Raw genomic sequence first — 14,222 nt, 5'->3', positions numbered from 1 at the left:
TCCATCATATATCCTCACTATTTATTAGTATTCTCCTAACTGGTTCTATTTCATCACAATTCCATTTAAAAAAAGCTTGTTTTGTCGAAAACTTATGGTAAAAAAAGATAAAAAAGCTGGAACTTTCTAAAGATTCTGTTATATAATAAATATTAACTTAAATAAGCTGTATTAAAACAGTTTAGGAGGAGAACAAAATATGAAAAGAGAAGAACGGAAAAATATGATTGAATTTATTGAAAAGAAAAAAGGAATCGAACGTACAGACCTGCTGTTTATGACAGATGAGGAAGTAGAGCACATTTATAATGTAACGTACTTTTTGTACGAAGAAATTGTAGAATAATACGAAGAAAAACCCACCTTAAAAGTAATAAAGTGGGTTTTTCTTTTCCTATCTTATTATATATGAGAATGATTTTCATGTATAATACTAAAAGATGGGAGGAGTTTTACTATGAGTTCATGGTTATTATTCGCACTATTATCAGCAATTGCTGCAGCTCTCGTATCTATATTCGGGAAAATCGGTTTAGATGGCATTGATGCAAATGTCGCAACAACCATCCGCTCAATCATTATGGCATTATTTATGATCGGAGTTATTATCGTACAAGGAAAATTCCAAAACATTGGAGATGTTCTCCTTAATAAAAAAGCACTGCTATTCATCACATTAAGTGGTATTGCAGGTGCTTCATCATGGCTATTCTATTTTCTTGCCTTAAAAACAGGGAAAGTTTCGCAAGTAGGTCCTGTTGACAAATTGAGTGTAGTCATCTCAATTCTCCTAGCGATGATCATTCTAGGTGAAAAAATAAATCTCATGACCGGAATCGGTGTTATATGTATTACAACTGGTGTCTTATTCATCGCTTTTAGCTAAAGAACCGCTTATCATGAGCGGTTTCTTCTTCTTTTTAAATAAAACCAAACTGCAATTGTTATTAGTCCTGAAATAATTAATATCCAAATTCCATAATGATGTAAGCTATATTCAACAAAACGCCACTTCTCTCCCAATTTCCAACCAAGTCCGATAAAAACACTAATCCAAATAAGCGCACCACTATATGCATATAAACAAAAGCGCCATACAGTTAGATTGGACACTCCAGCAAAATACGCTGTTAAATGACGCACTCCTGGAATAAAGTATCCTACCAGTAAAAGAAATGGACCATATTTTTCAAACAAAATATGTGTTTTTTCAATTTGTTTTTCCTTAATTCGAATCTTAGGACCATATTTTTTCAATACAGGTAAGCCGAGCTTTAAACCTAATAAATAACTTAATGTAATTCCAAGCATCGCACCTGCCATCCCACTTAAAAACGCTGCCGGTCCTGACATAACACCCTTTGAAATGTTATACCCAATAAAGGTTAAGAGAAATTCATCTGGTATCGGCAGCCCGACAATTCCACCAGCTAAAGCGATAATAATCCCAAAATATCCGTATTGTGTGATTAATTCAGCAATATGTTGTTCCATTCGGATGACACATCCCATGTACAATCGTTATTCCATATTATGCCCTTTCTCATTTTGTAGCAAACATGGTATACATATTCACTATACATGTTTTTTATAATGAACTCTACTCCTATTCTTTCATTTTTCATATACATCTCATTTTGTAAAGTCATTAAAAAATAAAAATTCATAAACGATTTTTTTTGTTACAATAGAAAGAAAGTTACTGTTAGCATCGGTTTCACTATTCAGAAAAATGATATAACTGAAAAAATATATTTTGGTCGATAAAATGCAAATTCTATCCATTAAATGAAAATGCACCCTTTTTACATAACAAATCATTTTTCTAATTTATATAGGGGGAAATAACATGACCACAGAAAAACAATTCATTCAAAAGATATATTATGAAACATTTTTAACAGAACAAACCTCCACTGATGCCCAAAAAATTCTTGGAGAAGCATACATAAATGAATCCCAAAACGAATTTGCCAACATATCAAATATTCGCTTTGCACAAGGTGAAGTTTATTTTCATCATAAAGACTTTGAAGCTGCTATTTTTAAATGGGAAAAAGTAAATAATGAACTTTCTTTCTGGGCAAAGAAAAATATAGGTGATGCTTATTTTGAATTAGGTTTCCTTTCCACAGCAGAAGAAATTTATACTTCTATTAAAACGGAAAATATAACACTTACAATGGAAGTTGCTTTACAACTCTTTTCTCTTTATCTTGAACAAAATCGATTAGGTTTGGCTTTTAAAACGATTAATGAAGCTGTTTCATTCCAGCCTGATTATCCTAATATTACTACAATCGCTCGCTCCTTCTATGAAAAACAAGAAGATTGGAACAACGCAATTGAACTTGCAATACATGAAGGGATTCGAACCAAATCTTTACATTGGTTTGATATTTTGATTCATTATATCAATCTAGGTTTCACAAAAAATATGAAACCAGAATATTTTTATGAAGCATTAAAAACCTTATATACAGTTGATCAAGCACAATTTAAAGAACTCATTTCAGCACTGTGGAATAGCTACCGAGAAGAACCAAACTATTTAACATGGATCCAAACAGTGAATCATTTATTCTGCCATTTAGAAGTAGGTCCTTCCGAGGACTGGAATGAAATTTCTATCCTTTATCAAGAAACATATTGTAAGTTAATTACAGGCCAGCACTTCATGCATGAATTACAAGGAAGCATTCCAAATTTATTAACAAATTGGTTCAGTATTACCAAAAAGGAAAATTCTTTATTTGTTTCCGCTGCGGTATTAGCTTGGGATGAAGTCGCTCCTAAAACTTTAGATTCACTTCTTGTAAAAAGTGCTAAAGCTATTCTGTCTCATTTAGAGGCTAATGAAGAAATGAATATAGATGATATTTCTACGCTATTTGAAACAATTGCTACATGGGCAGAAAACAATGATGTAGATTTACCACATCAATTCACATTACTTGTTCGCGGTCTTTCTAATTTACAAGTAAAACAATTTCTGATAGCCGGAACGAGCAACCTCGATACATCGTTATTTATGAATTCAATACTAGGGGAAGACATATTAGGGGATTACCAGTCGGCTCCTATCATTTTTAAAGACAATGTTCAAACGGAAATAAACGAATTTACAGATTTAACAATTCGAAGTGTTTCGGACGTGAATACATTTCAAAATATGATGATGACACCTTCTCAAGAAGAAACGAGAAAGAACTGTGTCGAGTTCAAACTACCATGTAGATTTTTAAGAAAAAATAAATTCTCATTCATTGTTACACCTAACTTTAAACAAGCGTTACATATGAAGGATACGGCTCTTGAATATTTGCAAGCAACCGATAGTCTTATTTATATTATCAATACATCTTCACCATTATCGGATGAAGAACTCGATACATTGGTATATATGCAAGAGCAAATGCCTAATTTACAAATTCAATTTATACGAAATAAACTAGATTCAAATATTCATGCAGAGACAGCACAGCAAATGATTAATGAAATTGAAAATAAGATACATGCGTACTTCCCATCGGCACAAATCTTTCCTTATTCACCGCTACAAGAAAATAGTCAGGAATTAAGCGATGTAACTGATTCTATTCTTGCAAATATCGCTAAGAGAGATATAACTCAAGAACGCATAGAAAAACTGTTATGGTTTATTCATAAGACCATTACATATCTCATAAACGAACGTGTCGAGCTAGAAAATACATTAGAAAAATCAATTCGTTGGAATAAGCATATTTTAGTAAAATTAAATGGTTTTCTGAATAATCTCACTACAATCCAAGCAGATACCATCCGTTCGATTACAGATTCGTACCGATTAACAAAAGAAGAAATTATACATGATATACATGCTCAAATTCCAGAGTTGTTACAAAGTTGTTCTGATCTCGTTCAAGAAGATAGTGATTTTAAATCGGTTCATGAGGAAATAAATGATGCAATGAATGAACGAATTCAAAAACATTTACAACAAGTGCTACTACCTAAATTTACAAAATCGATTCAAGAATGGATTGAAACAGCTCATAATGAGTTTATTCAAGGTCAATCTTACTTAGATGAAATGAGTACAACCTTTAATAAACTATACGAAGAAGAACGCATGCAATTACCATGTGATTTCAAACTTCTAGATGATTGGCGCAGGGATGTTGTAAGAATGACGCACCGAATCAAAGTCGATAATGTCAACATATTACTACGTTTTACACCAACACAATTTTTCTTAAAGAGTGCTGGAAAACTGTTTGGAAATAAAAATCAACCTCTTCTCTCTAATAAATATAAACAATATATTGAAACGGAAGATTATACAGATGTGGCTACAACTATTTCTACACAATTCTTCCTGCAATTTGAATTGTTCGAAAGTGCATTAGAACGCGACATTATGATGTTCTTTAAAGATCCTCTTAGCATTTTAAAACAAACTGTAGAAGCAGCTCATCGAGAAATTGAAGAGGATGAACATAATTTAACAAAATTAAGAACAAACCCAGAAACTTATCATGATCCGTTATCTCTATTTAAATTACAGCTATTCCAATATAAATTTATGTTAAATAAAAAGGGACATCATGAAGTTCCAACTACTTAAATATGCCCCCAAGCAATTCTTCAGAATTGTTTGGGGGATTCTTTCCATCATTTCTATATAATTTTCATATGATGAAAAGGATAATAAATAGCAACCAGTGTCCCTAATACTTGCTTCTTATCAATAAACCCTAAACCATTCCGACTGTCTCTACTAATTAAACGATTATCTCCCATAACAAAGATTTTATTTTTTGGTACAGTAATTGGCCCAAAGTCTTCTGTTAAATGAACAAGGAGTTGCTTAGCATGTTTTCGATTTTTCTCTAAATACGGTTCACTATGCACTTGATGATTAATATATAATTGATCATTTTTCATCTCAATTACATCTCCCGGTAATCCAATCACTCTCTTCACATAAAAATTATCTGTCTTCACTACAATAATATCTTCCCTATCATAGCTTTCAAATCTCTTTGCTAATTTATTAATAATGACCTTATCACCATCTTCCAAAGCCGGTCTCATTGATGCCCCATTTACAGTGGTCGGAAAAAATAAAAACACTTTTGCTAAAAAAGCTAGTAAACATGCAATCGCAAATACTTCAAACAATTCACGAAAATGTTTTTTCTTTTCCATCTCCTTCCCCTTTCTCCCCCATCCATATTTGTTTCTATATTCCTTATAATTCGGTATCTCGCTACAAAAAGGACTACTTCACTCGCAGTCCTTCTTCTTTATATTCCCGCATAAATAATACACATTTGTGCAGCAACATATGTTAACCACACAAAAAGTGGGTCATATTTTATCTTTCTTGCACCTATCTCTGTAACTCCAATAATAAAATCAGAAATCACAAATAAAAATCCACCAAGCGCCGGTAACCACCACATAGTATGAGCTGTATCATCTAATGCGAATGCAAAACAAGCCATACCTCCCACCCATACTCCATAAATAAGTGCTCCAAGAGTAAATAACCTATCTTGATTTGGATTCCGAATAAAAAAGAACCACCCAAAGACTAACAAGAAACCATATACAAATAGCCCTATTCCAAAACCAATCCATGAAATACCTGCTTGCAAAAATGCTGTTACATAAAAACAATGCGCAATTGCAAAAGTAATCATTCCCCCTATTAATCGATGACCAAACGGAATAAGCCCAGCCATAAATAAATCACCTACTGTAGACAAGGTCATCCCAATTGCAATCCATCGACGATATTCAATAGAAGGATCTTGCAGTAACATCCATATCGCACTCACAGTTAAGGAAAAACTAAGTACTAAGCGAACAGCTAATGGTAGCGGTCTATTCTCCTGCACTTGATTTGTTTGCACAATGGCATAAATCGCACCAATAACAAAAAAAATAATTTGTCCAGTTAATAAAAGATAAATTTCATTCATAATACGTTCTCCTCAATGAATGACACATATTCTTTCATTTTCCAACGTATAAACTCCAATCATGAACATGTGCTCATTTTCTCATTTTGCTTTTACATAACATAAGGACAAAATCTTCTAATTGTCTCATCCAATACTCTCTTCTACATAAAAATAGCGTTCTCTTTATCTTTTTTCGTGATATAATATCTTTTTTCCTGTTTTTTCGTCAAATAGAAAAGAACCCGTTCAAAATTATCGCTTTTGAACGAGCTCTTTCTCTATGTTTTCGTAGCGGTGAGGGGACGAGATTTGTCGATTAGTCAATATCTCATTTCGAATCGATCATATATTATTTTTTTCTTCTGCTACAATAACAAGGAATTTTTATAACATTTTAGTATCGACTCTCCTCATGACTTTTCTACGCTACTTTCTTTTCTTTCTTTATCTCTTGTTCCTTAGGTGTACGATTTACGACAATAATCCCTGCTGCAACACAAGCTAGCCCATATAATACAAACGAATGGATTGCTTCTCCTAACATCATACTAGATAACAATACGCCAAACATAGGGATAAAGAACATATACATCGACACTTTTCCTACTTTGTTATATTTCATAACTGTATTCCATATACAAAAGCCTGCTGCCGATAAGAATGATAAATAAAGGAACATAAAAAAGGCCTTAGTAGTAAATATAAACGGCATAAATCCAACTTGAAATATACCAATACACAATAACCCAATGGATCCGAAAATCATTTGATATGCTGTCATATATCCAACATCTAATGTTTTACTACCTTCTTTAGCAAGTATATTCCCATATGAATACATCATCGCTGCTCCAAGAAGTAATACACTCCCGATTCCAAAATGGAATGTAAAACTTCCATCACTTGGTACATTCACTAAAATTACACCGCAAAAACCAATGGAAACACCAATTATTTTTCTTATATTGAGCGCATCATCTTTATACAAGAAATGCGCAATTAAAATTTGAAAAAACGAAGATGTTCCTGAAATAATGGCGCCTTCAATACCAGAACTGTAACTTATGCCGATATAAAAACATACATATTGCAAAAACGTTTGAAATAACCCGATTTGTACTACTTGCTTTGTTGTTTCTTTTTTGAAGTACAGATCCTTTCCTAACGCTTTAAAAAAGAATAAAAGGATTACTCCTGATAAGAAAAAGCGATAACCAGCAAATAAAATTTGCTCTCCTACTTCATGCGGCTGAATTCCGAGTTCGGCATAACTTAATTTAATAAAGGGAAAGGCGCTTCCCCATAAAAATGTCGCCGCTATAGCAGCGATACATACACCGATCGGATGAGTAAAAAATTTCTCTGTCTTCACTTGTTGTCTTCCTTCCCGATCTTTTTACAAACAATATTCATATATATCAAAGAAAAAGAAAAAACACAAGTTTTTCAATGTTTTGTATAAGTAAAAACGTATCATAAAAAGAAAACATGTGATATAATATATAGCAATTACAACATAATAACTATTAAAATTAATTTCTGTAAAAAGTGCTGCTATCCGTATGGATGGCAGCTTTCGTCGTTTTATAAGGATTTCGATTTTGATTCTTTTTCTCAATAAGAATTTAGAAGGAGTGAATAAGGATGAACTCAGAAGTAAAAACATTACCACCAACAAAAAATGTATCTCCCTTATCTTGGTTGAAAACATTGCAAGACCATTATGAACTCATCTTTGCAATCCTATCAGGTATTTTCATTTTAACTGGCTGGTTATTCACAAAAAATGAAATGGCAACAGTTGGCGTAACCTTTTACATTTTAGCCTATATAATTGGAGGGTATGCCAAAGCAAAGGAAGGCATTGAAGATACGATTGCTGAGAAGGAATTAAATGTAGAAATGTTAATGCTCTTTGCTGCTATCGGCGCTGCTATTATTGGATACTGGACAGAGGGCGCTATCCTCATATTTATATTTGCCTTAAGTGGTGCTTTGGAATCTTACACGTTAAACAAAAGTCACAAAGAAATTTCAGCACTTTTGGACTTACAACCTGAGGAAGCCTTGCGCATTTCAAATGGCAACGAAGAACGCATTCCTGTGGAACAATTACAAGTGAATGATACGATCTTAATTAAGCCGGGTGAGCGCGTTCCTGCTGATGGCATCATCCATAAAGGTGAGACCAATATTGATGAGGCAGCGATTACTGGTGAACCAATTCCAAATGAAAAAAAATTGGGTGATGAAGTATTTGCGGGAACTGTCAATTTACGTGGTGCAATTGAAGTAAATATTACAAAACGTAGCGATCAAACATTGTTCCAAAAAATCATCCGCCTCGTTCAAAATGCACAAAGTGAAAAATCACCGTCACAACTATTTATTGAAAAATTTGAAGGAACATATGTAAAAGGCGTATTGTTTGTTGTTGCTCTTATGATGTTTGTTCCTCACTTTTTATTAGATTGGAGCTGGAATGAAACATTTTATCGTGCAATGATTTTACTTGTCGTTGCCTCTCCTTGTGCGCTTGTTGCTGCTATTACACCAGCAACTTTATCAGCAATCTCTAATGGTGCAAGAAACGGTATTTTGTTTAAAGGTGGTATTCATTTAGAACGCCTTGCTTCTGTTAAAGCAATTGCTTTTGACAAAACAGGAACATTAACACAAGGTAAGCCAATCGTCACCGACATATATGTGCGCGAAGGAATAGCAAAAAAAGAATTGATTTCTATCATAGCAGCAATTGAAAGTCATTCTACCCATCCTTTAGCAGAAGCAATTGTTAAATATGCTAAACAAACATATGACATTACACTCTACAAACCAGAAAATGTAGAAGATGTCACTGGATTTGGATTAAAAGGAATAGTGGCAAACAAAGCTTATAAAATCGGAAAAGCAGATTTTATAGGTGAAGATACAAAAACATTCCATAACGGTATTTCTACTATACTGGAACAAGAAGGTAAAACGGTTGTCTATATTCGTGATGATGAATGCATTCTTGGACTTATTGCTTTAAAAGATACGCTTCGACAAGAAACAATTGCAGCTATTCGTGATTTACAAAGCATTGGTGTGGAAGCCATTATGATTACTGGAGATCATGAACAAACAGCTAAGGCGATCGCAACAGAAAGTAATATAAAAGAGTATTACGCATCCTGTTTACCGGAAACGAAAGTAGAAACAGTGAAACAACTAAAAGAAAAATATGGAACCGTAGCAATGGTTGGAGATGGCATTAATGATGCTCCTGCATTAGCGACTGCCAGCATTGGAGTGGCAATGGGAGAAGGAACAGATGTCGCTTTAGAAACTGCCGACGTAGTTCTCATGAAAAATGAATTATCTCGTCTCGCTCAAGCCATCCGGTTATCAAAACGAATGAATCGTATTGTAAAACAAAACGTTATCTTTTCTTTAACCGTCATTGCTATGCTTATTTGCTCTAACTTTTTACAACTTTTAGCTCTTCCATTCGGCGTAATCGGGCATGAAGGAAGTACCATTCTCGTCATCCTTAATGGCTTACGATTATTAAAAGGCAATAAATAAACGGGTCCTCTGAGAGAACCCGTTTATTTTAATGGTAACCATTCTGTCCATTCGCACTACCGCTCGTTTTATGCTTCGGATGTGAACTACTTTTTTGTTTCCCATTATTTTTGTTATTATGATTCTTTTTATTATTACTCATCATAATCCCCCCTATTCCTTTTTATTATGGAACAAGGGGCTACTTTTCATTCCGGGAATTATTGTCATTAGTACGGTAAAAGTAAAGTAATCCATTAATTTCTCCACCTAGTAAAATGACCCAAGCAGTCAAATAGAACCACAACATCAAAATGATAATACCACCAAGGCCACCATATGTATTGGCATAATTTGCAAACTTGTCTACATAATAGGCAAATGAGTACGATACGACAATCCATCCAACTGTTGCAAATAATGCTCCGGATATAACTTCTCTTCTTTTTAATTTGCGATCAGGTGCAAATGTATATAAGAAGCTAAATAAAGCGAATAAAACTAAAAAGCTCGCTACTAATCGTATAATACTCCATACGAAAGAAAAACTTTCTGATAAACCGAGCACTTTAAACACAGCGGCTCCAATTACTTGTCCAAAAACAGGCACAATTAAGGCGAAAACGATCATAAAAATCATCGCCAGTGTAAATACAATAGACAAAGCTCTTGTTACAATGAAAGAGCGCGTTTCCTTTACATCATAAGCACGATTAAATGCATTCATCACTGCATTTACACCATTTGAAGCAAACCATAGCATTGATAATAAACCAAATGATAGTAATCCACCATTTTGATTATTTATTACTTGATCTACATTTACTTCAATTAAGTTCATTGCCTCTTCAGGCACATAAGGCTCCAATAAGTTGAGCACATTCTCTGTTTGAAGGTCAATAAATCCAAGAAGCGTGATTACAAAAACAAGCCCAGGAAAAATAGCAAGCAAGAAGAAATAAGCGAGCTGTGCTGCTAAGCCCGCTACATCATCTCGCATCGTTCGATCATATAAATCTTTTCCAAACGAATAGACACGATTTCCTCTTGCTTTTTCTAGAATTTTTTTCATTTGTCCTTAAACACTTTTCTTCTCTTCTTTATTCTCTTTTAATTCCACATATGCTTCTGTTTTCTTTTCCTCTGTCTGAGAGTCCTTCATAAGTAACTCACGTGCTTCTTTCATACCACCGTCTTGAGCTACCACTGGCTCTTCTTCCGCTTTTAACTCTTTAGCTTTTACAGGAGCAGCCTGAATTTCAATTGTTTCCGGCTTCTCTTCTGAATGGATTTTTTTCTTAGTAAAGATTTCTTTCGTTTCCTTTATTGTATCCACAACAGTCGGCGTTAACTTCTTTATTTCTGCTACTTTAGCTTTTACTACATTAAAATCAGCAAGCTCGCGCCCTTTATCTGTAACAGTTTGCATTTTTTCTTTTATTTTCGCATTCTCACCAATTTCAATCATCTTTGTTTTTGCTTTTTCTGCTGTTTGTTTTACCTTTTCACGATTTTCTTTTTTTAACATAGAAATTGCTACACCTGCTGCTACCCCAATTGCAATATTTCGAGCTATATTATTCTTTTTTGCCATATTCCTTCACCCTTTCTTTTTCTTATGTTAGAAAGTATGTCTTTCTAAACTTACTCATATTCCTTGCTCATTGCGAATGAATGTTAATAACTTTGCGCACCCTTCTGTTACAAGGTCGTATACTTCTTGAAAGTTCCCTGTAAAATAAGGGTCAGGAACATCTGTCCAGCCACTATCTGGAACAAAATCGGACAGTCTACCAATATAGCCTCCACATTTACCGATTTTTTCTAAATCCACTATATTCCTATTGTCCATGGCAATAATATAATCAAACTTTGTTAAGTCTTCTTTTTCTATTTGACGTGCTTTAATTCCTTCAAAAGAGACTTCATTTTCTGTTAAAATTTTTTGCGTTCCTTTATGAGGCGGCTGTCCAATATGCCAATCTCCTGTCCCAGCAGAATCAATTTGAATCTCATTTTCTAACCCTTCGTTTCTAACAAGTTTTCTAAAAATCGCCTCTGCCATAGGTGACCGACAAATGTTTCCAAGACAAACAAACAATACTTGAATCACATTTGTTCTTCCCTTCTTGTTGCTTTCTTATATACATATAGTATAAACAACCAATGATTAATTATAAAGGAAATTCCTACTAATTTAATAGGATTGAAAAGTTTCATTAACGAAAATGATAAAAAATGTTAAGATAATCTTATGTTATTTTAAAGGGGGACACTTCGGTGGATTTATCCGTAAAGTCACAAGAAAATGTTGAACATATGGTAGAAGCCATTAAAGAAAAATTACGTATGGTCAATGCAGGTGCCATGAAAGCTGCGAACTTTGACGAAGATATGTACGAAGATTTACGCGACATTTACGATCATGTTATGAAACGTGAAACATTCAGTATTAGTGAAATGCAAGCTATTACAGAAGAATTAGGTACATTAATGAAAAAATAGCGAAGACAAGCTGTGAAGAATATTTCTTCACAGCTTATTTTATAGAATTCCAACAAATTCATGAAATCACTTTATTCCGCATCCCCCAAAGCCAAAGTACGATACAATGAAGATAGAACCTCATCGTAGATTATTTCCTCACGCATATCACTACATGTTTTTTTACTGAAGGTGCTTATAATAAAATACCTCATTTACATGCTTTTGCCCGCGTCTCTCCAGAACATAAAGTAAAAATTGTTAAAGCTCTGCGTGCAAAAGGAAATATCGTCTCTATGACTGGTGACGGTGTAAATGACGCTCCTTCTTTAAAGGGTGGCAATGGGAATCACAGGAACAGATGTTGCTAAAGGCGCAGCTGATATGGTATTAACAGACGATATTTTTTCTTCCATTGTGAAAGCCGTTGAAGAAGGCCGAAACATTTATTGCAACATAAAAAAAGCAATTCTTTTTCTTCTTTCTTGTAACTTCGGGGAAATTATTGCACTTTTTTTAGCTATATTACTTGGATGGGCGATACCGCTGCGTCCTATTCATATTCTTTGGGTCAATTTAATCACTGATACACTTCCTGCTTTATCGCTCGGTGTTGATCCTGAAGACCTTGAAGTAATGAAAGAGAAACCTCGCAGAGCAAAAGAAAGTTTATTTAGCGGAAGCATCCCTTTTCTTGTTCTAAATGGTATGGTAATTGGAATGATGACTTTAATCGCCTTTATTGTTGGTACAAAGCTCTATACAGGTGATACAAATCTTTTTCCAGCTTATATTCATGAAGATGCTTTATTGCATGCACAAACAATGGCTTTTGTTGTATTAAGTTTTTCTCAACTTGTTCATTCATTTAACTTGCGATCACGTACGAAATCTATTTTTTCAATTGGACTCTTTACAAATAAATATTTAGTTTTCTCACTGCTAATCGGTGTCGCTATGCAAGTGTGTATCATCTCTATTTCACCTCTTGCAAATCTATTTGGCGTACACCCTTTAACATTAAAAGATTGGGGATTTGTACTTTTTCTAAGCATGATTCCTCTTATCGTTAACGAAGTAATAAAATTATTCAAGAAAAGTGAAAAAGCGATGAGTTAAGTTTCTCATCGCTTTTTGTTTATCCTCGCAATTCTTTTTTAATATTCTCTGTAAGCTCAGCCATACGCTTACGCCCTTCTTCACGTTCCCGCTTATTTTGTTCTTCAATTTGCCGTGTTTCTTGCATGCCCCTTGAAATAATATTCCAAGTTTCTTCTAACGTCTCCATTTTAATACTCGAAGACCCAGATAACCTCGCAACCTCTACACTTTGTGTTGCAATATTTTGGGCATTTTTCTTAAGAAGCTCATTTGTACGACGATCCAATTCGGCCATTGAATCCGCAACTAGTTTTTGACGCTTTGCATTTACAGCTTGAATAATTCCATTTTTGAAGATTGGGATTGTAGTAATGAAGGCTGTATTGATTTTCCCAATTAATTTATTATTACCACGTTGAATCATCCGAATTTGTGGTGCTGTTAACAATGCAACCATACGAGCTTTTTCCAAATCATCGATACGCTGCTCTAAAATTTCAACAGAGTTTCTAAGAGATTCTAACTCGATTCCTGCTAATTGGTCGTTATTTTGCACCCGTTCTTTATACATAGGAATTAATTCTGTATTTAAACGTTCTAACAACATTTCGCCTGCGACCACGTACTTCTCTAAGTCTAAATAGTACTTTAAATTTTGATCATATAAACCGTCTAGCGTACCGATTGATTTTTTCATTTCATCTTGATATTTCGTAATTTCCACATATACTTTGTCAATTTCGCGCCCCATTGTTTGATATTTACTAAAGATTTGTTCAATCAATTTATCTGCTTTTTTAAACATACGAGAGAAAAATCCACCTTTTTCTTCCGCAAAATCTTTACTATCAAATTTATCCATAATTTTACCAAGTTGTTTCAGTAAATCACCGGAATCTTCGACCTTCGCTAATGACATTGTATGTAAAATTTGATCGGCAAAGCGAGAAATTTCCATTGAAGGCTCTTTACCAAGCTCAATTAATTCCAGCTGATCTTTAATATCAATGGCATTATAAATTCGTTGAACTTCTGGATCCTGTCTAAGTTGCATGCGCACATCTTGTGCCGTTTGTTCCGTTAATTCTGTTTTAGAATCAAGTATAACTGGATTCTTCATATACATTTCTCCTT

13 protein-coding genes and 1 pseudogene are annotated in these 14,222 nt (G+C 34.0%); 6 read left to right on the top strand and 8 right to left on the bottom strand.

Annotation, left to right across the window (positions count from 1 at the left end; all coding sequences use genetic code 11):
- Positions 1-199 precede the first annotated feature (199 nt).
- Together MR056_RS12210 and MR056_RS12205 are read left to right on the top strand one after the other, a co-directional pair.
- Positions 200-346, top strand: a complete 147-nt coding sequence (locus MR056_RS12210) for a BH0509 family protein (protein ID WP_011983518.1) — start codon at positions 200-202, stop codon at positions 344-346.
- 111 nt (positions 347-457) lie between these two features.
- Entirely contained in the window at positions 458-886 is a 429-nt protein-coding gene (locus MR056_RS12205) for an EamA family transporter (protein ID WP_011983517.1), read from the top strand.
- Between the two features lie 11 nt (positions 887-897).
- Here the strand turns inward: MR056_RS12205 and MR056_RS12200 are convergent, their stop codons facing one another.
- A complete protein-coding gene (locus tag MR056_RS12200) occupies positions 898-1,494 on the bottom strand; it encodes a DedA family protein (RefSeq protein WP_087094415.1) in 597 nt (198 codons plus the stop codon).
- A 355-nt stretch (positions 1,495-1,849) separates the two neighbouring features.
- Here MR056_RS12200 and MR056_RS12195 point away from each other — a divergent pair, with 355 nt between their 5' ends.
- The gene (locus MR056_RS12195) at positions 1,850-4,609 is read left to right on the top strand and encodes a tetratricopeptide repeat protein (protein WP_087094414.1); all 2,760 of its coding nucleotides are present in this window, start codon (positions 1,850-1,852) and stop codon (positions 4,607-4,609) included.
- A 53-nt stretch (positions 4,610-4,662) separates the two neighbouring features.
- Here MR056_RS12195 and lepB read toward each other — a convergent pair whose 3' ends face one another.
- From lepB to MR056_RS12180, 3 genes are all read right to left on the bottom strand, one after another.
- Positions 4,663-5,193 carry a signal peptidase I gene (lepB, locus tag MR056_RS12190; RefSeq protein WP_011983514.1) on the bottom strand — a complete coding sequence of 177 codons (531 nt, stop codon included), beginning with the start codon at positions 5,191-5,193 and terminating at the stop codon, positions 4,663-4,665.
- 98 nt (positions 5,194-5,291) lie between these two features.
- A complete protein-coding gene (locus MR056_RS12185) occupies positions 5,292-5,972 on the bottom strand; it encodes a lysoplasmalogenase (protein ID WP_011983513.1) in 681 nt (226 codons plus the stop codon).
- Positions 5,973-6,375: 403 nt separating this feature from the next.
- Complete coding sequence (locus MR056_RS12180) at positions 6,376-7,326, bottom strand: DMT family transporter (RefSeq protein WP_087097650.1); 951 nt, start codon at positions 7,324-7,326, stop codon at positions 6,376-6,378.
- Positions 7,327-7,598: 272 nt separating this feature from the next.
- Between MR056_RS12180 and MR056_RS12175 the strand changes: the two genes are divergently transcribed.
- Positions 7,599-9,524 carry a heavy metal translocating P-type ATPase gene (locus MR056_RS12175; protein WP_087097648.1) on the top strand — a complete coding sequence of 642 codons (1,926 nt, stop codon included), beginning with the start codon at positions 7,599-7,601 and terminating at the stop codon, positions 9,522-9,524.
- 181 nt (positions 9,525-9,705) lie between these two features.
- Here MR056_RS12175 and MR056_RS12170 read toward each other — a convergent pair whose 3' ends face one another.
- The 3 genes from MR056_RS12170 to MR056_RS12160 are packed head-to-tail and all read right to left on the bottom strand — an operon-like array spanning position 9,706 to position 11,616.
- The gene (locus MR056_RS12170; protein ID WP_011983509.1) at positions 9,706-10,575 is read right to left on the bottom strand and encodes a YihY/virulence factor BrkB family protein; all 870 of its coding nucleotides are present in this window, start codon (positions 10,573-10,575) and stop codon (positions 9,706-9,708) included.
- A gap of 6 nt (positions 10,576-10,581) precedes the next feature.
- Positions 10,582-11,097 (bottom strand): DUF4075 domain-containing protein, encoded by a 516-nt coding sequence (locus MR056_RS12165; protein WP_011983508.1) that lies wholly within the window; start codon positions 11,095-11,097, stop codon positions 10,582-10,584.
- 54 nt (positions 11,098-11,151) lie between these two features.
- Positions 11,152-11,616: a low molecular weight protein-tyrosine-phosphatase gene (locus MR056_RS12160; RefSeq protein ID WP_011983507.1), complete on the bottom strand. Its 465-nt coding sequence runs from the start codon at positions 11,614-11,616 to the stop codon at positions 11,152-11,154.
- Positions 11,617-11,783: 167 nt separating this feature from the next.
- On the opposite strand from MR056_RS12160, the gene MR056_RS12155 reads away from it, so the two are divergent.
- Together MR056_RS12155 and MR056_RS12150 are read left to right on the top strand one after the other, a co-directional pair.
- The gene (locus tag MR056_RS12155; protein WP_011983505.1) at positions 11,784-12,008 is read left to right on the top strand and encodes a DUF1128 domain-containing protein; all 225 of its coding nucleotides are present in this window, start codon (positions 11,784-11,786) and stop codon (positions 12,006-12,008) included.
- A 179-nt stretch (positions 12,009-12,187) separates the two neighbouring features.
- Positions 12,188-13,106 (top strand): annotated as a pseudogene (locus MR056_RS12150) (HAD-IC family P-type ATPase); the annotation flags it as partial.
- 19 nt (positions 13,107-13,125) lie between these two features.
- Here MR056_RS12150 and MR056_RS12145 read toward each other — a convergent pair.
- A complete protein-coding gene (locus MR056_RS12145) occupies positions 13,126-14,208 on the bottom strand; it encodes a toxic anion resistance protein (protein ID WP_087097646.1) in 1,083 nt (360 codons plus the stop codon).
- Positions 14,209-14,222: the final 14 nt, after the last annotated feature.

This window comes from Bacillus cereus group sp. BfR-BA-01360, assembly GCF_022663595.1.
Taxonomy (GTDB): Bacteria; Bacillota; Bacilli; order Bacillales; family Bacillaceae_G; genus Bacillus_A; species Bacillus_A cytotoxicus.
Note: the sequence above shows the minus strand (reverse complement) of the source record. Positions and strands in the feature narration are given on the sequence as shown.

What these genes read in the sequence shown, in the direction of transcription:
- MR056_RS12210 (WP_011983518.1), top strand. Translation starts at nt 200, where the DNA reads ATGAAAAGAGAAGAACGGAAAAATATGATTGAATTTATTGAAAAGAAA.
- MR056_RS12205 (WP_011983517.1), top strand. Translation starts at nt 458, where the DNA reads ATGAGTTCATGGTTATTATTCGCACTATTATCAGCAATTGCTGCAGCT.
- MR056_RS12200 (WP_087094415.1), bottom strand. Translation starts at nt 1,494, where the DNA reads ATGGAACAACATATTGCTGAATTAATCACACAATACGGATATTTTGGG.
- MR056_RS12145 (WP_087097646.1), bottom strand. Translation starts at nt 14,208, where the DNA reads ATGAAGAATCCAGTTATACTTGATTCTAAAACAGAATTAACGGAACAA.
- MR056_RS12165 (WP_011983508.1), bottom strand. Translation starts at nt 11,097, where the DNA reads ATGGCAAAAAAGAATAATATAGCTCGAAATATTGCAATTGGGGTAGCA.
- MR056_RS12170 (WP_011983509.1), bottom strand. Translation starts at nt 10,575, where the DNA reads ATGAAAAAAATTCTAGAAAAAGCAAGAGGAAATCGTGTCTATTCGTTT.
- lepB (WP_011983514.1), bottom strand. Translation starts at nt 5,193, where the DNA reads ATGGAAAAGAAAAAACATTTTCGTGAATTGTTTGAAGTATTTGCGATT.
- MR056_RS12175 (WP_087097648.1), top strand. Translation starts at nt 7,599, where the DNA reads ATGAACTCAGAAGTAAAAACATTACCACCAACAAAAAATGTATCTCCC.
- MR056_RS12185 (WP_011983513.1), bottom strand. Translation starts at nt 5,972, where the DNA reads ATGAATGAAATTTATCTTTTATTAACTGGACAAATTATTTTTTTTGTT.
- MR056_RS12195 (WP_087094414.1), top strand. Translation starts at nt 1,850, where the DNA reads ATGACCACAGAAAAACAATTCATTCAAAAGATATATTATGAAACATTT.